The organism is Flavobacterium sp., assembly GCF_047602195.1.
Classification (GTDB): Bacteria; Bacteroidota; Bacteroidia; order Flavobacteriales; family Flavobacteriaceae; genus Flavobacterium.
The window spans coordinates 1,549,996-1,568,847 of sequence record NZ_JASGHW010000004.1 but is presented as its reverse complement, the minus strand read 5'-3'; the positions used below and the strand labels follow the sequence as shown (position 1 = coordinate 1,568,847).

Below are 18,852 nucleotides of genomic sequence, written 5' to 3'. Positions count from 1 at the left end.
TCTAAAACGTTATGAAAGAAGCTACTGTAACTGGTAGCTTTTTTTATGATTATTTACAGAAAAACTGTAATTGAATTGTTTCCGAATCCTCTATATTTGGCAACCAAAACAAAACATCAAACCCACATGAAACACATTTTATCCCTTGTCCTGCTGATGGCTTTTTCATTTTGCCAAGCACAAATCACTTTTGAAAAAGGTTATTTCATAGACAATAGCGGAAAGCGAACCGAATGCTACATCAAGAACATGGATTGGAAGAACAACCCAACCGATTTCATGTACAAACTTCAGCTTGAAGATACAGAAGCGAGGACGGAAACGAAAAATAATGTGACCGAATTTGGCATCGACAATATTTCAAAATACAAAAGGTTCAATGTGAAGATTGAAAAATCGCATACCAATACCAATAAACTAACCAAAAACAAAGCGCCCAATTTTAAAGACGAAGTATTGTTTCTCAATGTCCTGATTGAAGGAGAAGCCAATTTATACCAATACACCGATGGCTTGCTAACCAAATTTTTCTTTGACAAAAAAGACCAACCCATCACACAATTGGTCTACATCAGATACCTGACCGAAACGGGAGAAGCGGCAGAGAACAACCAGTTCCGCCAGCAACTTTTGAACGCGCTCAAAGGCGACAACATTTCCGAAAATGATTTGAAAAAGATCAAGTACGAGAAGTCGGCATTGATCAAACTTTTTGAGAAATACAACAGCACAAGCAATACGGCCGTCAAAAAATTCGAGCGCAAGTCAACCGCAAAACCTTTTGCGTTTAAAGTGGTTGCCGGGGTAACATCGGGCTCTTTTGAAATGGAAATCCCACACCTAAAATACGACCAGCAACCCGCCGGGGATTTTAATACAGACAGCAAAATAAGCTATAAAGTCGGGGTTGAAGTAGAATATACGTTGCCCTTCAACAAAAACATTTGGCGGGTTTTCGTCAATCCAATGTATTCAAAGTTCGAAGCCGATGCCCAATTCAACACCTATGGTCTTTTCGGCGATCCGACCAGCAATACCGTTTCAACCCAATTCAATTTGATTGAGATTCCGCTTGGTGTAAGACGTTATTTTTACATCAATGACGCTTCTAAAATTTTCGTGGATGCGGCTTATGTCGTGAACGTGTATAACGGTACCGAAATCATTTACAACAAAAACCAAAATCCAGTAACTTTTGACAAGATTGATGCGGGCGGCTCTTGCGCTTTGGGACTGGGCTACAATTACAAAAAATTCGCGCTGGCCGCTTCGTTCAGCCTGCCCAAGAAATTCACCGTCGAAAAGGTCTATTCGGGCAGTTACAAAACCATCGGCCTGATTGCAAGTTATGAACTGTTCTAAAAACAAAAAGCTACCTGACCGGGTAGCTTTTTTGTTTGGATTTCAAAAAGAAATTAGCTGGTAAAACCGCCGTCGATGTTCAGGCTTGCTCCGTTGATGTAACCTGCTTCAGGTCCAGCCAAATAAGCCGCCAACCCAGCAATTTCTTCCACTTGGCCGTAACGACCCACCGACAGGAAGTTTTTGAGGTAATCGGCAAATTCACCGGTCTCTGGGTTCATGTCGGTGTTGACCGGACCAGGCTGGATGTTGTTGATCGTAATGCCCAGCGGACCAAAATCCCGCGCAAATCCACGGGTCATGCCTTGAATCGCCGCCTTGCTCATGGCGTAAACGCCACCGCCCTGGAACGGCATGCTGTCGGCGTTGATGCTGCCGATGTTGATGATGCGTCCGCCCTTGGTTAAATGTTTGGCCGCGGCCTTGATGGCCACGAATGCCGCTCGAACGTTGACATTGATGGTTTTGTCGAAATCTTTCGAGCGAAATGGCATCGGGCGCACCGAGTACCAAAACCCCGGCGCTGTTGACCAGGATGTCGAGCTTTCCTAAAGCGGCGACGGTTTTTTCGACCGCAGCTTCAACTGCTGCCGCATCGGCGCTGTCGGCCTGGATCGCGATGGCTTTCCTGCCGATTTTTTCGATTTCGGCTACGAGCGCGTTGGCTTTTTCGGTGCCCGATACATAAGTGAATGCGACATCTGCGCCATCGGCGGCCAATCTTTTAACGATTCCCGCGCCTATTCCGCGGCTTCCTCCTGTGACTAATGCTACTTTGTTGGATAATGTTGACATGATTTTATTTTTTTAGGATTAAACTTTCTCAGAAATCACGTTTGTTTTTTACGGTGATTTTCTTTGACAAAGTTGCGTCAACAGCAAGGGTGAAAGCATTGACAAATGGCAGAAAAAAGTCTTGACATTTGTCAATGAAAATGGGAATTGAATCTCAATGGTTGATTTGTTGAACCTTTGAACCGAAACCTCCATTCACGATTCGATTAAACAATTCAACGATTTACCGATTAAACGCGTATTGCGTTAGGGATTGAAACGAAAATCCTTTGCGGCGGAGCGCAGCGGAGCCGTAAAGATTGCAGTGTAAAGCCCGGCGCGCAGCGCAACGCCCAACTACTTCTTAGAAATATGATGGCGCACGCGGCTCAAGGTTTCAGCCGTGATGCCGATGTAGGCCGCGATCATGTGCTGCGGCAATCGGTTGGCCAGATCGGGGTAAATCCTGAGGAAGTCGCGGTATTTTTCCTCAGCCGTGAATGAAATATTCGACTGCACGCGGTTGCGCAATGCGATGAAACTGCGCTCGAGCAGATTGCGCATGAAGTGGTTGAAGGCCGGAACCTCGGCGTGCAGCATTTCCATATCGGGTTTGGAAATGAGCAGTACTTCGGAGTCTTCGTAAGCGTCGACGTTGTATTTGGCGGGGGTTTCGTAGATGTAGCTTTCGCGGTCGCCGGCCCACCAGTCTTCGGGTGAAAACTGGATGTAGTGCTCCTGCCCTTTGTCGTCGACCGAATAGGTGCGCAACAATCCCTTGAGCACAAACGCATTGTACCGCCAGACGTCGCCTTCCTGCACGAGGTATTGTTTGCGGCGTAATTTCTTGGTGCGGCTGACCGAGCGGAACAATTCGGCGTCCTGTTCGGACAGCTCGAAATGGCGGCGCAGATAGTCGATGAAGGATTCCACTTATTTTGAATTCGGGTTGTAGATTTCGTACCAGCCGCACAAATCGCCCTCGTCCATAAAGGTATTGGTAAATTGCAGCCCGCATTTTTCGAGTACTTTGACCGAGGCCGTGTTTTCCATATCGACATAGGCGCTGATGCGGTCGAGTTTCATTTCGTTGAAGCCAAAATCGAGGAACGTCTTGGCCGACTCGGTGCCATAGCCTTTGCCCCAATGCCTGGTCAGGAAGCGGTAACCGAGGTCGTAATTGTCCTTCCGGTCGTTAAGCTCGGCGATGTATTTGAGTCCGGCCCAGCCGATAAATTCACCGGTTTCCTTTAAAAGGACGGCCCAACGTCCGATGCCGTGTTCCTGGTATTGCTTGCGGATCATTTCGATGACATTTCGCGTCTGGTCGATGTGTGTCAGCGGAGGAACGCCGACATATTTGACCACTTCGGGATCGGCGTCGAGTTCGAACATCGCTTCGGCGTCGGATGGCAACAGTTCGCGGAAAAGCAAACGCTGCGATTCTATACTGGTTTTCATGGTGTTGTTTTTTGCAACGCTAATGTATCCAAAATAATCTTCAATTCCGATTGGAATTCGGGATTATCGTTGACGCTTTGGTGCGGCTGGCCTTTGAGCGTCAAAAATCGGTCGCCCGGTTTCAATAATTTACGGAGCCGGACCGAATTATCATAAGCAATCACCTGGTCGGCATCACCGTGGAAAATGTAAATCGGACATTTTGCTTTTTGGATAAATTCATGCGTTTCGAAATGGTACTTCTTAAGAAAATCGGGAATGAACGGAATGCGCGTATCGGCCAATTCGGTCAGGCTGTAATACGGCGCCTGCAAAATGAGTGTTGCAGGATGGTTTTGCGAAGCCAGATAGGCCGCCAGTCCGCTTCCGATCGAATACCCGATGACGATGGTCTGGTTTTCGGGATAACGGCGGGTCAGTTGGCGGTAGGCGGCGGAAACATCTGCGAAAAATTGCTTTTCGCTTTCGATGGTGCCGTCGCTTTTGCCAAAACCGCGGTAATCGAGGATGAAAATGTCGTACCCCAAACCGGTGTAAATCGGTGCGATGTCGCCCCAAGTGTCGAGTGCGCCGGCATTGCCGTGGAGGTAAAAAACGAGTCCTTTGGAATGGGGCGTCGTGAAAAGCAATCCGTTGAGTTTGGTATTATCTGGAGCAACAATCGTCATTTCCTCGAAAGGTTGTTCAAAATGAAAAGGATAATCCTTGTTCAATTTGGATGGGAAAAAGATCATCGATTCCTGGTTGAAATAGGCATACGCCAGAAACAACACATACACAATGCCGAAAAAAATTCCGAGAGAAACCAATACAAATCTTAAAGCGCGCATACAAAATGGTTTGGATTCGTAAATATAAATCAAATCCGGTATCGGCTTGCTATGCAGAAATTTTATATGTTTGCAACCACATTTATTTGCGCATGATTTCCAAATTGTCCATCATCATTCCGGCCTTCGACGAAGAAAAAACCATTCATTTGATTTTGGATAAAGTCCGGAATGTCCAACTGATCGGCGATTTGACCAAAGAAGTCATCATCGTAGACGATTGTTCGCGCGACCAAACCTACACCCGATTGCTCGCCTACAAGGACAGCCATCCCGAAATGGATTTGCGCGTATTGCAACATCCCAAAAACAAAGGAAAAGGCGCGGCCTTGCATACCGGCATCAAGGAAGCCACGGGCGAAGTATTGGTCATTCAGGACGCCGACCTCGAATACGACCCCGAAGAATACAATCTGCTTTTGAAACCGATTCTCGACGGCCATGCCGATGTAGTCTATGGCAGCCGTTTCATGGGTGGCAACGCGCACCGTATCCTGTTTTTCTGGCACACGGTGGGCAATAAATTCCTGACGTTCCTGAGCAACATGATGAACAACTTTAACCTGACCGATATGGAAACCTGCTACAAGATGTTCCGTACCGACATCATCAAGGGAATTCAATTCAAGGAAAACCGTTTTGGTTTTGAGCCCGAAGTCACGGCCAAGATTGCCAAGATCAAAGGCATCCGGTTGTATGAAGTGGGCATCAGCTATTACGGGCGTACGTTCGAGGATGGCAAGAAAATTAGCTGGCGCGACGGATTCAAAGCCATTTACTGCATTTTCCGTTACGGATTTTAATTTTATTCTTCGTCCTCGGGTTCAAAAAACAATGGCTCGATCATGATCTTGTCGGCCATCATCTCTATTTTTTCGGTGACTTCCGAAGCGAAAAACAAACGCTGGGTTTTTTCGGCGCTTTCCGACAAACGTGAAACGGCCGCATCCTGGCGGTTTTTGAACAATACATCGGCATCGTCCACGACAAACATCCTGATGGTATTCATATTGAAGCCTGCCGTCGAAAACAAGGTATTGATGATCGTTGGCGTTCCGATCAGCACATCCAAACCGAGCGAAATGTGGTTTTTGTCGTAATCGATGTCGCCTTTTTCATGTACGCCAAACACACGCAAATTGGTGTAATTGCCCAGTGTGCGGAACATCGCGACCATTTCGTTCATTTTTTCCTTGTCGGCCACCATGACCAAGGCACGCGTACTTTCCCCTAACGCCTTTTCCATTTTCTGGATGACGTTCAGGACAATCGTGGTCGTCTTGCCCGAACTTCCCGGTGAAATCACGACACAATCGGCGCCGCTTTTGATCGATGACCAGGTCGCTTGCTGTATTTCGTTGGGCTCGACGAGGTCGTTCTCGGCGAGTGCTTTTTGAAGGTTGGGGTTTATTTTTTTGAGGTTCATAGCTTTTGATTGGCCGCGAATTCACGAATCAGTTTTTCTTTATTCGTGAATTCGTGGTTATTTTTATTTACTTGCAAACAATTTTACATCATTCTCCGAAATCTCATTGCCGCCCAGAATAATCAATCGCTCGACGACATTGCGCAATTCGCGGATGTTGCCAGTCCAATCGTATTCCTGCAGCAATTGGATCGCCGCCGCCGAAAACGTCTTGGGAGCCGTGCCCTGTTCCTCGGCAATCTTGACGGCAAAATGCTCAATGAGCAATGGAATGTCGTCGCGACGGTCGTTCAAAGCCGGAACTTTCACTAAGATGACGGCCAAACGGTGGTACAAATCCTCACGGAAGCGGCCTTCGGCGATCTCTAGCTTGAGGTCTTTGTTGGTTGCGGCCACGACGCGTACGTCGACCTTGATTTCCTTTTCATCACCCACGCGCGAGATCTTGTTTTCCTGCAAGGCGCGCAATACCTTGGCCTGTGCCGACAAACTCATGTCACCAATTTCATCCAGGAAAATCGTACCCTTGTCTGCGGCCTCGAACTTGCCTGCGCGGTCCTTGACGGCCGAGGTAAATGCCCCTTTGACATGCCCAAACAATTCGCTTTCGATGAGTTCAGATGGAATCGCGGCGCAGTTGACTTCGATCAGCGGCGCGTTGGCGCGTTCGCTTTTTTCGTGCAGCCAGTGCGCGACGAGTTCTTTTCCGGTTCCGTTTGGGCCGGTGACGAGCACGCGCGCATCGGTTTTGGCGACCTTTTCGATGATTTCCTTGATGTGGTTGATCGCGGCGCTTTCGCCGATCATCTCATAGTTCTTGCTGACTTTCTTCTTGAGGATTTTGTTTTCGACGACGAGCTGTTTTTTGTCGAGCGCGTTGCGCACCGTGTTGAGCAAACGATTCAAATCGGGTGGTTTCGAGATGTAATCGAACGCACCGAGCCGCATGGTCTGGATGGCCGTTTCCATATCGCCGTGGCCCGAGATCATGACCATCGGGATTTCGGGTTTGATTTTCTTGACCGCCTCGAGCAGTTCGACGCCGTCCATTTTGGGCATCTTGATGTCGCACAACACGAGGTCGTAATCGGTGGTCTTGATTTTTTCGAAACCCGAGATGCCGTCTTCGGCGTCCTCGACAATATAGCTGTCGCTTTCTTCGGATAGTATTTTGGTGAGCACGCGGCGAATGGCGGCTTCGTCTTCGATGATCAGTATTCTGGGCATTCGGATTTTTTGTTTAATTGTTGAACCGTGTAATCGTTTAACCGGGAAGTTCTAAAGATACGGATTTTTTCTAGCCCTGATGGGAGCGGCATCCTTTTGCGTCCATTTGATATTAAGAGGAGGAAGCCCTGTGGGCTTCAGGTAGATATTTTCATGGCCGTAAAAGATACAGCGGACAGCAGGTTCCCGGCTCCTAAAAAACTAAAAGCATCAACACTTTTAATATTTCACCCACTTGAAAATTTCCTTCCAACTCGGTTTTTTCCCATACATCAGGATGCCGACGCGGTAAATCTTGGCCGCAAACCAAACCACGCCCATAAATGTCCCGAACAAAATCAGGATCGACAGCACAATTTGCCATATCGGCACGCCAAACGGGATGCGCATGAGCATGACGATCGGCGAGGTCAGCGGCACGAATGAAAACACCGTGGCGACGGTTCCGTGGGGATCGTTCATGACGGTGAAAATCCCGATGTAAACGGCGAGGATCAGCGGCATGATGATCGGCAACAGGAATTGCTGTGAATCGGTTTCGTTGTCGACCGCGGCGCCGATGGCCGCATAAAATGAGCTGTACAGAAAATACCCGCCGACGAAAAAGATCACGAAACAAACCGGCATCAGGATGTAAGGCAGTTCTTTGATCTGCGCAATCAGTACAGGAAAATCGCCGATGCTTTGTTGGGCGGCCTGCATCATTTCGGGCGAAACATTGGCGCTTTGCGTGGCACTCGGTCCGAAAATCGCGGTGCCGACAAACAATAACGAGAAACCGATGATGGCCCAGATGATGAACTGCAACACGCCCGCGAGCGAAGTGCCGATGATTTTACCCATCATGAGTTGGAACGGTTTGACCGACGAAATGATGATCTCGATGATGCGGTTGGTTTTTTCTTCGATCACGCTGCGCATGACCATGTTGCCGTAGATGATGATGAACATCATAATGAGATAACCGAAACAACAACCGATGACAATCTTGAGTTCGTTGAAGCCCTTGACACTTTGCTCGCCCGAGGATTTGGACAGGCTGATGCTGACGTTGGCTTTGGCTTTTTCAAACGCAACGGTGTCGAGTTTGGCGAGTTCGAGATTGGTTTTGGTCAGTTTTTCGGCGATGGTGTTTTCGAGCGAACGCAAGAAGGACAGGCTCGGGCTGTCGTCGGAAATGTATTGGATTTGCTTTTCGAGCGCTTTCGGATCGGCTGATTTGGGGATGAACAACACGCCTTCGTAATAACCGCTCGTGATGCTGTCGCGCAGGATTTTCATATCGACCGAGCTCAGGTCGGCGTAATGGTATTCGTCGGAATTCTTGAATTCGTGCGCGAACATTTTGGATTCGTCGTGGATCGCGATCTGCTTGACATCGGCCTTGAGGTTGCTCAAATACATGACAAAGGCACCGATGCCGACAAACAGCAACGGGCTCAAAAACGTCATCACGATGAACGATTTGTTGCGGACTTTCGCGATGAATTCTCTCTTGATGATTAGGGATAGCACACTCATGGCTTAGGCGTTGGGGTTGTAATTGTTCGACGTGACGGTTTGGATGAAAATATCGTTGGCCGTTGGGATTTTTTCCATGAAATGCGTGACCTGTCCGCGTTGGGTCAGGATGTTGAGCAAATCGTTTGGCGTGGCATTGCCGATCTGGATTTCGAGTTTGAGTTCGTCGTTGAGCGATTTGAAATGCGTCTGCGCGACGGTAAATTTCTGCGTGAGGTCGTACATCAAACCTTCGACATTGGCCGTCAGGATGCCGACTTCGAAACTGTTGGTGCGGAACTGGCGCTTGACGTCATTGAGCTTGCCCTCGATGAGTTTGTTCGATTGGTGGATCAAGGCGATGTCGTCGCACAATTCCTCGACGCTTTCCATGCGGTGCGTCGAGAAAATAATCGTTGAGCCATTTTTCTTGAGTTCGAGGATTTCGTCCTTGATCAGGTTGGCGTTGACCGGATCGAAGCCCGAGAACGGTTCATCGAAAATGAGCAGTTTGGGTTTGTGCAAAACGGTCACGACGAATTGGATTTTCTGTGCCATGCCTTTGGACAATTCCTGGATTTTCTTGTTCCACCAGCCTTTGATCTCGAGTTTGTCGAACCAGAATTCGAGTTGTTTTTTGGCTTCTTCCTTAGACAATCCTTTGAGTTGCGCCAGATAAAGGCACTGCTCGCCCACTTTCATCGATTTGTACAAACCGCGTTCTTCGGGCAGGTAGCCGATGTGCTGCACGTGTTTGGGATGCAACGCTTCGCCGTCGAGGATGATTGCGCCGCTGTCGGGCATGGTGATTTGGTTGATGATGCGGATCAGTGAGGTTTTTCCCGCGCCGTTCGGTCCGAGCAGGCCATAGATGCTGCCTTGGGGAACCGATAGTGAAACTTCGTTGAGTGCCGTGTAGTCGCCGTATTGCTTGACGACTTTCCTGACTTCCAATATGTGGTTCATTGATTTTTTTGTTTGCGTAAATGTACGGATTTAGAGCAGCAATGGATACAAACGTTACAAACTTGTTGGAACTTTTTTGCATCGGGAAGGATTCAAAAAAAAACCCACCCTTATTTGCACAAGGATGGGAAAAATTGCTATGAAAAAGAAATTACTAGTTACCTAGTAACAATTCAAATGTAAAATATTTTTTTAATTTATGAAAACATATCCTTAACTTTTTCAAAAAAAGATTTGTCGCTTTTTTCGGGATGCGGCTCGAAATTTTCCTCTTGCAATGATTTTTCGAAAAAGGCTTTTTGTTCTTTATTGAGGTTTTTGGGCGTCCATACATTGACGTGCACCAAAAGGTCGCCGCTGCCGTATCCGTTGAGGCTTGGAATTCCCTTGCCCTTGAGTCGTAGGATTTTTCCCGATTGGATGCCTTCTTCGAGTTTGATGCGTACTTTTCCGTTGACCGCATCGATGTCTTTCGAAATCCCGAGCACCGCCTCGGGGAAACTGATGTACAGGTCGTAATGCAGGTTTTCACCTTCGCGCTTGAGGAATTCGTGTTCGACTTCTTCTATGGCTACGATCAAATCGCCGGGAATACTGTTGGTTCCGGGCGCTTCGTTTCCTTTATTGGCTACTTTGAGTTGCATCCCATCGACGACACCCGCCGGAATTTTGATCGATACGGTTTCTTCGGCAGTGACCAATCCGTGCGCATCGGCTTCGGCTGGTTTCTTATCGATGATTTGGCCGGTACCGTGGCAGGTCGGACAAGTCGATGCCGATTGCATCCGGCCCAAAATTGTATTGGTGACACGCATCACCTGGCCTTGCCCGTTACAGGTTGCGCAGGTTTTATAGGTCACGCCCTTCGCCTGTACTTTGCGTTTTACTTTTACTTTTTTCTCGACGCCGTTGGCAATATCCTCGAGATTCAATTTGACTTTGATGCGCAGGTTGCTGCCCTTGGCCCTCGCCTGACGTGCACCGCCGCCGCCGAATCCTGAAAATCCGCCGCCGCCAAATGCACTCCCGAAAATGTCCCCGAACTGGCTAAAGATGTCGTCCATGTTCATGTGGTGACCGCCGCCGAAACCGCCCGCCTCGAATGCCTGGTGCCCGTATTGGTCATATTTGGCTTTCTTGTCCGGGTCGCTCAACACTTCGTAAGCCTCGGCCGCCAATTTGAAATTTTCCTCGGCTGCCTTGTCACCCGGATTTTTATCGGGATGGAATTCGAGTGCCTTTTTGCGATACGCCTTCTTGATGGCCTGTGCATCGGCGCTTTTGTCTACGCCCAGTATTTCGTAAAAATCTTTTTTCATATCTCTCTCAAATGCGAATTATTGACCGATGACCACTTTAGGGAAACGGATAATTTTGTCGCCTAATTTATAGCCTTTTTCGAGAACATCGACGATTTTTCCTTTCAAGTCATCGGACGGGGCGGGAATTTGCGTGATGGCCTCTGCAAAATCGGCATCGAAAGCATCGCCGCTTTTAACGGCTACTTCTTCGAGTCCTTTGGAAGTCAAGGTGTTTTTGAGTTTTTCATGGATCAACTGTACGCCTTTGGCCAGCGCCTCATCGCCCGATTTGGTAATTTCTGCCATTGCCCTGTCAAAATCGTCCAAAACGGGAAGCATCGACTGTAATACTTCCTGGTTGGCAGTCTTGAACAAATCGATCCGCTCTTTGGCAGTACGTCGCTTGTAATTTTCAAACTCGGCAAAAAGACGCAGGAATTTGTCTTTTTCATTGCCGAGGTCTTGTTTCAATTGCTCCTCAATACTTAATTCCTCTACGATGAGCTGTTCTCCATTGGCATTGGCTTCGATGGTTGCCTCATCTAATTCTTTTTCGTTTTCAGTATTTTCAGTAGTCATTTTGCTTTTATTTTTAAAAATATTCTTGTAATTCATAGTTGGGTTTGCCGAATGACAAAAGTATTGCCATTTGTGGAAAAATGCCAAATTGTCACCTGTTTTTGATTGCATTTTTTAGGTCCGTGTGGAAAGAGGATTCAAGTTTTAACAAAAAAATTAATAGAATTTTAAGACTGTTTCGGTTTCTATTTGATTATGTTTGTTATCCTGAATTGAAAAATTCTCTGAAAAAGAAATCTTAAGGTTAGGCCAGAATGGCTTTTAAAATATTATTAATTCACCACCTTATAATTAAAAAAAGCGCTGTCAGAAACAGCGCTTTTTTTTATGCCAATAAGTCGTTCAGGGCTTGTTCGAGGTGGTGGTACCGGAATTCAAAACCATTGTCTATGGCCTTTTGGCTGCTGACCTTTTGGCTCGCAAACAACAGCATGTGCATTTCCCCAAGCATTATTTTCAAAAGAAACTGCGGTATGTTGGGCATAAAAAACGGTTTATTGAGCTTGGTAGCGATGGCTTTGGTCAGTTCGGCATTGGTTACCGGATTCGGCGCGACCGCATTGTAGACACCTTGCCATTCTTTCAAGATGGCAAAATAGTACAGGTGGACCAAATCGGAAATGTGAATCCAGGACTGCCATTGCTTGCCGCTCCCGAAAGGAGAGCCCAGCCCCATTTGTATCGGTTTTTTCATTTCCTTCAAGGCACCGCCCTTGTCCGAGAGCACCAGTCCGGTCCTGATTTTACAGACTTTTATATTGAGCAGTTTGAACTTATCAACCGATTCTTCCCATTTCACGACCACATTGCCAAGGAAAGAAGCATCGACCGATTTGTTGTCCTCGGTGTAATTCTGGGTCAGGCTGTCAGGGTAAATCCCGATGGCCGAGGCAGAAACAAAATGTTTGACCTGGTGCGGGTTGCATTTGAGCAATTTGTAGAGCAGGTTGGCCGATACGATACGGCTTTCGATGATTTCCTGTTTGTAGGTCTGTGTCCAGCGTTTGGAAATCGAAGCGCCCGCCAGGTGCACGATCACATCGACACCGAGCATGCAATTCTCATCGATGACGCCTTGCTGCGGATTCCAGTGAAACCCTTGGTAATTGGGTTCGTTCTTTAAATCTTTTTTGGAAGTGGAAAGATAATGGATGCTGTGCCCGTTTTGCAGCAGCAACGAAGCCAGTTCGCTGCCGATCATTCCCGTAGCACCGGTAATCAATATTTTCATGGGCATCCGTTTTGGTTGTTGATTCTTTCGATTAAGGAAAAGGAAGACTTTCCCTACTTTCAAAAGTACGCCCGCATCCGCCAAATTAAATGTTAATTAGGTTAGGTTTAACGTTGGTTTTCCCTTTGTTTGGGCTTGACCGTCCATTCGAAAAGCATTTCCGAAACCACTTCGCCATTTTCATTGGTACCAATAGAAGTCATCCAGCAGGTTTGCCCCTCGCCTGTAGCCAACGCTTCTTTAATCGCCTCTTTGATTTTGATGCCGTCTTGGCAGGAAAATACAATTTTGCCTGTTGCCTTTTTGGTAAAGGTGCATTTGTTTTGCGCGACGAGCATCGAAATGGGATGCCCGCTTTTGCGGATGTGGTTCATGACCAAAGCGCCGGTAGACAATTCGGCGGCCATCGCCTGCACGGCAAAATACATCGATTGGAAAGGGTTTTGGTTGATCCAGCGGTGGCGTACGGTGACTTCGCATTTTTGGTCATCGATGCCCCTGGCGCGCACCCCACATAGGAAAGCTGATGGGAGTTTGAAAAAGAGAAACTTATTGATATTGCCTGCTGTAAAGTCCATTGTTTATTGATATTTTATTGAAATATACACCTTTTTGGATTACAAACAGTCATTTTTTAATTGTTAAATTTTTGTTAATAATTAGTACTATGCAAAACAAGATACTGGTTTTTAAATATATATTTGCATAAGAAATTACTATCTAACATTTAGAACTATGGAAACCACTAATACCAAAAACACCGCTGCACTGATCCACCTGAGTACTTTGTCGCAATACCTGGTTCCTTTTGGAAACTACATTTTACCGGTAGTGATTTGGAGCTCGACCAAAGACAAATCGCCCTACATTGATGCGCAAGGCAAACAAGCCATCAATTTCCAATTGAGCCTTTTCTTGTACACACTTGTTTTGGGGCTGATCGCGTTTCCCATCCTGTTCTTCACCGTATTCAAAAACGTAACGCTTTCGAGTATTTTCAATGGCGAAGATTGGATCATCGAGAATTTTAGCTTGGGCAACATCAGCGGAATGGTCGCCGTTGCGGTAATGGCCGGCTTTTTATTCTGTGCTTTGAAAGTCACTGAATTTTTCCTGATCATCTACGCTTCGGTCCAATCATCCAATGGCGAAGATTTCAAATATCCTTTGACGATTCCATTTATAAAGTAATCAAGGTTTCAATCATCACAAATCAATCATCACAATCAATCACTCGAGTTTCAATCATCAATCAAAAAACACAATCAATCACAATCAATCACAATCATCACCCGAGGCGCCGCCGACACGAGCTTTAACGAACTGGCGAAGCAATTGTTTGGAGCGTAGCGGAAAAAATCAACCGAAACTAACCCAGCCTTATCCTGATCTTGAATTGTTTTTTGCCAAATTTCAATTTGGGGTCAGGAAAGTCCGGGAAGTTTCAAAATCAAATCATCAAATCAATCATTAATCATTAGTCAAAAAACGAAAATCATCATGAAATCAACAATCATCACTCTCGGCCTTTTCCTTACCGCAATCTTGGGACAGGCACAAACAAACGAAAAAAGAAACGTATCCTCATTCTCAAAAATTGAAGTGAAAGACCCGATCGAATTGATTTACACCGAAGGCGAAGCACCGGCAATCAACGTTACCGGCAATGCCGGCCAATTGGCCAATGTCTCAACCGAAATCAACGACGGCATGCTCAAAATCCAACTCAAAGACACCAAAGAACCCATGGAAAAATATACTGTTTATGTAACCGGGCACGACCTCAGCAGCCTCAAGGCTTCGAAAAATGCGGTCGTAAACGTCACCAACCAAATCTCGGCTCCGGAATTCAGCCTGACCTTGAGCTCGGGTGCCCAATTCAGCGGTAGCATCTTAACGCCGAAAAGCGTATCGATCAAAGCCGATGACAGTACTTTTTACAAAGGTTTTGTACAAACCGATGCCGTGTACGGCGATTTTTCGGACCAGGCCAAAGCCATCCTGACCGGGAATGCGCAGACGGCCATGATCAAAACCAACCACTACGCCTTGTGCGATGCGGGGAATTTTTCAGCCGAGAAATTGTTCATCAATGCACGGGAGTATTCCACCACAAAAATATACGCCAAAAAGAACATCGACATCCATGTAGGCGAATCGGCAAGAGTGACTTACAGCGGCAAACCAAGTGAAGTAAAAATGAATGAAAATGCGGTCGGAACCAACGGCAAAATGACCAAAACGGTTATTGCCGCGAAATAAGACCCGGAAAATGAAAGCTAAAAAAACGAAAACGGGATTGTGTAAACTACATGAAACCGCCGCAAACTATAAATAGAAACTTATGAATATTGAAAACACAAAAGCCCAGATGCGTAAAGGTGTTTTGGAATTCTGTATCTTATCGGTCTTAAAAGAGCAAGATGCCTATACTTCTGAAATATTGGACACTTTAAAAAACGCAAAACTACTTGTAGTGGAAGGCACTGTTTACCCTTTGCTGACAAGACTCAAAAATGACGGACTGCTCAACTATCGTTGGGAAGAATCGACATCGGGACCGCCGCGCAAATATTACGGCCTGACCGAAAACGGAAAAATTTTCCTCAATGAATTAAACGGCACCTGGACAGAATTGTCGGATGCGGTAAACATAATCACAAACCAAAAATAAAAGTCATGAACAAGACAGTAAATATAAATTTAGGCGGTATGTTTTTTCACATCGACGAGGATGCATACCAAAAACTCACCCGTTACTTTGACGCCATCAAACGTTCGCTTTCCAACTCGAGCGGACAGGACGAAATCATCAAGGACATCGAGATGCGCATCGCCGAAATCATCTCGGAAAAACACACCCATGACAAACAGGTGATCAATGTGCGCGAAGTCGACGAAATCATCGCGATCATGGGCCAACCCGAAGATTACCGCATCGAGGACGATGGCGACAACAAACAAACGACCGTTCCTAATTTCGAATACGTCCGCAAATCGAAAAAACTGTACCGCGACACCGAAAAAGGCATGCTCGGTGGGGTTTGCTCAGGACTCGGCCATTATTTCGGTATCGATGCCGTATGGCTCCGCATCCTGTTCATCGTGCTCGTCGTGGCCGGTGTGGGAACGGGAATCATCGCTTACATCGTATTGTGGATGGTGACGCCTGCCGCGGTGACGACTTCGGAAAAACTCGAAATGACGGGCGAACCGGTCAACATTTCGAACATCGAACGCAAAGTGCGCGAGGAATTCGAGAATGTATCCGATAAATTCAAGAATGCCAACTACGACAAGATGGGAAACCAGGTCAAAACTGGTTTTGAAAGGGCAGCCGGAAATGTCGGCGATGTGTTTTCGGTTATCTTCAAGGCTTTCGCCAAAGTATTGGGCGGTGTGATTGCGATTTTCGCGGGGATGACCTTGATCGGGTTGCTCATCAGCTTTTTCATGCTCGGATCGACCTCCTTCATCGACATGCCGGTGCACAATTACATCGACGCGCTCAATTATACCGATCTGCCGATGTGGATCATCGGGTTGCTCGGACTTTTCGCGATTGGCATCCCGTTCTTCTTCTTGTTCCTGCTCGGGCTCAAATTGCTCGTCGACAACAACAAATCGATCGGCAACATCGCCAAGTATACCTTGCTGGCCGTATGGCTCATCAGCGTCGGGATCTTGACGACCTTGGGCGTGAAACAGGCCACCGAATTCGCCTACAAAGGCAAAGTGGTCCAAAAAGAAACCTTGCAGATCAAACCGACCGATACGCTTTTCGTGAAGTTCCGTTACAATGACTATTTCGCCAAGAACGTGAACCATAGAAACGATTTCGAATTCGTACAGGACGAAAACGGCAAAGATGTGATCTATTCGAACGAGATTTCATTCCAGATCCTCAAAACCGATGCGGCCCTGCCGTACATCCAGATCGAGAAACAAGCCAAAGGCAAAACGATTGCCGAGGCCAGACAGCGTGCCGAAAAAATCACTTATGCTTACAAACTCGAAGGCAACCAACTCATTTTCGACAACTATCTTTTGGCCGAAGTGGCGAGCAAATACCGCGACCAGGAAGTAGAAATCTTCTTGTACCTGCCCAAAGGAACCATCCTCAAAACCGATGAGAGCGTACAAGAATATGACCGTTCGGACGATGGCTTCTTCAACCTGCACTGGTCCGGAAATTACACCTATAAAGTGGATGCCGACCAAGTGAAATGCCTCAACTGTCCTGCCGAGGAAAACGAATGGAACGATGTAGATGCAGACCATGAAACAGCCGAAGATTCCACCACAACGATGATCCTCAACGACAACGGCATCCTGATCAAAAAAGGCAAAACCGAGGAAACCAAAGATGTAAAAAGCATCAAGATCAACGAAGACGGAGTCACCATTAAAACCAAATAACCATGATGCGCTTTATCCTTTTTATCACCAAAATAATCGTAGCGACAACCATTGCGTTACTGTTTGCTTCCTGCCGATTCGATGTCGATTTAGGGCCAGGGCTCGAAGGCGACGGCAATGTCGTGACCGAAAACCGCAACAACGACACCCCGTTTACGGCCATCGAAATCAGCCGCGGACTAGAACTCGAAGTGGAACAATCTTCCGAAAGATCGATCTCGGTCGTGGCCGATAAGAATTTGCAGCAGCACATCACCACCGAGGTCAACAACGGGATATTGACCATCACCACCGATGTGGACATCAACGATGCTTCTTCTAAAAAGATCATCGTCAAATTGCCCGACATTACCAGTTTGCAGGCATCGAGCGGTGCTTTCATCGAAAGCCTCAATACGATCAAGGGCCAAAACATCGGGCTCACGACCAGCAGTGCGGGTGAAATCAAGATTTCGGTCGAAGCCGACAATGTCACCGTCGAAAGCAGCAGCGGCAGCAATGTACGGCTCAAAGGAAAGGCATTCAAGCTCGAAACCGATGCCTCGAGCGGTAGCGTCATCGATGCCGAAGCCATGTTGGCCAATGACGTGATTTCGGATGCCTCCAGCGGAAGCGTCACCAGCGTCTATCCATTGGGCAGCCTCAAGGCCGAAGCCAGCAGTGGCAGCAGCGTGACTTACCACAACGAACCCAAGAACATCAGCCGGGATGCGAGTTCTGGCGGCAGTATTACCAAAGAATAGACAAAAAATCCCGTTTCAAAGCGGGATTTTTTTTATCTTAAACTCCGAAATCGTTTGTAACAAATTGGGGGGAGCTCCGTCCTACCCCGAGTCAATCGTCCATCAGAAAATTATTAATCACCAATAAAAACAACCAACCAAACTTCTATGGAATTAACCATCAAAAACCTCGACAAAAAATACAGCAACGGCGTACATGCCCTGCACGATGTTTCACTCACCATCCAGAAAGGCATGTTCGGGCTGCTCGGTCCGAACGGCGCCGGAAAATCTTCGCTGATGCGTACACTGGCGACCTTGCAGGATGCCGACAGCGGTTCGGTCATGCTCGGCGACATCGACGTCTTGCACAACCGCGATGCCGTACGCAAAGTTCTGGGGTATTTGCCACAGGAATTCGGCGTATATCCGCGTACCTCGGCCGTCGAATTGCTCGACCACCTGGCCATGCTCAAGGGTTTCGAATCGAAAGCCGAACGCAAACAGATCGTAGAGGATTTGCTTGTCAAAGTCAATCTCTGGGACCACCGAAAGAAAGCGGTAAGCAGCTACAGCGGCGGGATGCGCCAGCGTTTCGGGATTGCGCAATGTCTCATCGGAAATCCGAAACTTGTCATCGTGGATGAGCCAACCGCCGGTCTCGACCCGGGCGAGCGCAACCGTTTCTACAACATCCTGAGTGAAATCGGGGAAAATATCATCGTGATTTTATCGACCCACATCGTACAGGACGTCCGCGAATTGTGTACGCAGATGGCCGTCATGAACCACGGACGCGTACTGTTCAGCGGCAACACCGACGACGCTTTGCTCGAAGTGCGCGGCAAGGTCTGGGAAAAGAAAGTCGGCAAAACCGAACTGCAGCAATACCAGAACGACTACAAAGTCATTTCGAATAAATTGGTGGGCGGGCAACCCCTGATCCACGTGTTCTCGGAAACGCCGTTGAACAGTGGTTTCATCCAGGCCGAAGAAAACCTCAAAGACGTCTTTTTCGCCAAACTCAACGAACTCGTCTAACCTTTATCCGTAA

The 18,852-nt window shown here is 47.2% G+C and carries 20 protein-coding genes and 1 pseudogene; 8 read left to right on the top strand and 13 right to left on the bottom strand.

Translation table 11 applies throughout. From position 1 onward, the window contains the following. The first annotated feature begins 126 nt into the window (after positions 1 to 126). Positions 127 to 1,362 (top strand): hypothetical protein, encoded by a 1,236-nt coding sequence (locus QM717_RS13165; RefSeq protein ID WP_415038019.1) that lies wholly within the window; start codon positions 127 to 129, stop codon positions 1,360 to 1,362. Positions 1,363 to 1,415: 53 nt separating this feature from the next. Here the strand turns inward: QM717_RS13165 and QM717_RS13160 are convergent, their stop codons facing one another. The 5 genes and pseudogenes from QM717_RS13160 to QM717_RS13140 form a co-directional block, all read right to left on the bottom strand. Further along, complete coding sequence (locus tag QM717_RS13160) at positions 1,416 to 1,856, bottom strand: SDR family oxidoreductase (RefSeq protein WP_415038018.1); 441 nt, start codon at positions 1,854 to 1,856, stop codon at positions 1,416 to 1,418. A gap of 31 nt (positions 1,857 to 1,887) precedes the next feature. Next, a pseudogene (locus QM717_RS13155) lies at positions 1,888 to 2,157 on the bottom strand (SDR family NAD(P)-dependent oxidoreductase); the annotation flags it as partial. A gap of 336 nt (positions 2,158 to 2,493) precedes the next feature. Continuing rightward, the gene (locus tag QM717_RS13150) at positions 2,494 to 3,069 is read right to left on the bottom strand and encodes a Crp/Fnr family transcriptional regulator (protein ID WP_415038016.1); all 576 of its coding nucleotides are present in this window, start codon (positions 3,067 to 3,069) and stop codon (positions 2,494 to 2,496) included. Beyond that, the gene (locus QM717_RS13145; protein ID WP_415038015.1) at positions 3,070 to 3,597 is read right to left on the bottom strand and encodes a GNAT family N-acetyltransferase; all 528 of its coding nucleotides are present in this window, start codon (positions 3,595 to 3,597) and stop codon (positions 3,070 to 3,072) included. It abuts the gene before it with no gap. After that, positions 3,594 to 4,427, bottom strand: a complete 834-nt coding sequence (locus QM717_RS13140; RefSeq protein WP_415038013.1) for an alpha/beta hydrolase — start codon at positions 4,425 to 4,427, stop codon at positions 3,594 to 3,596. Before QM717_RS13140 ends, QM717_RS13145 begins: the two co-directional genes overlap by 4 nt. 92 nt (positions 4,428 to 4,519) lie before the next feature. Here QM717_RS13140 and QM717_RS13135 point away from each other — a divergent pair, with 92 nt between their 5' ends. Beyond that, positions 4,520 to 5,230 (top strand): glycosyltransferase family 2 protein, encoded by a 711-nt coding sequence (locus QM717_RS13135; protein ID WP_415038011.1) that lies wholly within the window; start codon positions 4,520 to 4,522, stop codon positions 5,228 to 5,230. A 2-nt stretch (positions 5,231 to 5,232) separates the two neighbouring features. Here QM717_RS13135 and QM717_RS13130 read toward each other — a convergent pair whose 3' ends face one another. From QM717_RS13130 to QM717_RS13095, 8 genes are all read right to left on the bottom strand, one after another. Beyond that, positions 5,233 to 5,853 (bottom strand): DEAD/DEAH box helicase, encoded by a 621-nt coding sequence (locus tag QM717_RS13130; protein WP_415038009.1) that lies wholly within the window; start codon positions 5,851 to 5,853, stop codon positions 5,233 to 5,235. A 63-nt stretch (positions 5,854 to 5,916) separates the two neighbouring features. After that, positions 5,917 to 7,080 carry a sigma-54-dependent transcriptional regulator gene (locus QM717_RS13125; RefSeq protein ID WP_415038008.1) on the bottom strand — a complete coding sequence of 388 codons (1,164 nt, stop codon included), beginning with the start codon at positions 7,078 to 7,080 and terminating at the stop codon, positions 5,917 to 5,919. Positions 7,081 to 7,299: 219 nt separating this feature from the next. After that, the gene (locus tag QM717_RS13120) at positions 7,300 to 8,601 is read right to left on the bottom strand and encodes an ABC transporter permease (protein ID WP_415038006.1); all 1,302 of its coding nucleotides are present in this window, start codon (positions 8,599 to 8,601) and stop codon (positions 7,300 to 7,302) included. 3 nt (positions 8,602 to 8,604) lie between these two features. Then, positions 8,605 to 9,546, bottom strand: coding sequence for an ABC transporter ATP-binding protein (locus QM717_RS13115; RefSeq protein ID WP_415038004.1), 942 nt, complete (start codon positions 9,544 to 9,546; stop codon positions 8,605 to 8,607). A gap of 197 nt (positions 9,547 to 9,743) precedes the next feature. Next, entirely contained in the window at positions 9,744 to 10,865 is a 1,122-nt protein-coding gene (gene dnaJ / locus QM717_RS13110) for a molecular chaperone DnaJ (protein WP_415038003.1), read from the bottom strand. 18 nt (positions 10,866 to 10,883) lie between these two features. Continuing rightward, entirely contained in the window at positions 10,884 to 11,462 is a 579-nt protein-coding gene (locus tag QM717_RS13105) for a nucleotide exchange factor GrpE (protein WP_415038001.1), read from the bottom strand. 289 nt (positions 11,463 to 11,751) lie between these two features. Further along, positions 11,752 to 12,657 carry a TIGR01777 family oxidoreductase gene (locus tag QM717_RS13100; RefSeq protein ID WP_415037999.1) on the bottom strand — a complete coding sequence of 302 codons (906 nt, stop codon included), beginning with the start codon at positions 12,655 to 12,657 and terminating at the stop codon, positions 11,752 to 11,754. 107 nt (positions 12,658 to 12,764) lie between these two features. Then, positions 12,765 to 13,235, bottom strand: coding sequence for a DUF4442 domain-containing protein (locus tag QM717_RS13095; RefSeq protein ID WP_415037997.1), 471 nt, complete (start codon positions 13,233 to 13,235; stop codon positions 12,765 to 12,767). A 157-nt stretch (positions 13,236 to 13,392) separates the two neighbouring features. Here QM717_RS13095 and QM717_RS13090 point away from each other — a divergent pair, with 157 nt between their 5' ends. From QM717_RS13090 to QM717_RS13065, 6 genes are all read left to right on the top strand, one after another. Continuing rightward, positions 13,393 to 13,848 (top strand): DUF4870 domain-containing protein, encoded by a 456-nt coding sequence (locus QM717_RS13090; RefSeq protein WP_415037995.1) that lies wholly within the window; start codon positions 13,393 to 13,395, stop codon positions 13,846 to 13,848. 309 nt (positions 13,849 to 14,157) lie between these two features. After that, positions 14,158 to 14,919, top strand: a complete 762-nt coding sequence (locus QM717_RS13085) for a GIN domain-containing protein (RefSeq protein ID WP_415037993.1) — start codon at positions 14,158 to 14,160, stop codon at positions 14,917 to 14,919. An 82-nt stretch (positions 14,920 to 15,001) separates the two neighbouring features. Further along, positions 15,002 to 15,331: a PadR family transcriptional regulator gene (locus QM717_RS13080; RefSeq protein WP_415037991.1), complete on the top strand. Its 330-nt coding sequence runs from the start codon at positions 15,002 to 15,004 to the stop codon at positions 15,329 to 15,331. A 5-nt stretch (positions 15,332 to 15,336) separates the two neighbouring features. Further along, entirely contained in the window at positions 15,337 to 17,076 is a 1,740-nt protein-coding gene (locus QM717_RS13075) for a PspC domain-containing protein (RefSeq protein WP_415037989.1), read from the top strand. A 2-nt stretch (positions 17,077 to 17,078) separates the two neighbouring features. Then, positions 17,079 to 17,819, top strand: a complete 741-nt coding sequence (locus QM717_RS13070; protein WP_415037988.1) for a head GIN domain-containing protein — start codon at positions 17,079 to 17,081, stop codon at positions 17,817 to 17,819. 147 nt (positions 17,820 to 17,966) lie between these two features. Then, on the top strand, positions 17,967 to 18,839 hold the full coding sequence (locus QM717_RS13065) for an ABC transporter ATP-binding protein (protein WP_415037986.1): 873 nt from the start codon (positions 17,967 to 17,969) through the stop codon (positions 18,837 to 18,839). The last annotated feature ends 13 nt before the right edge of the window (positions 18,840 to 18,852 follow it).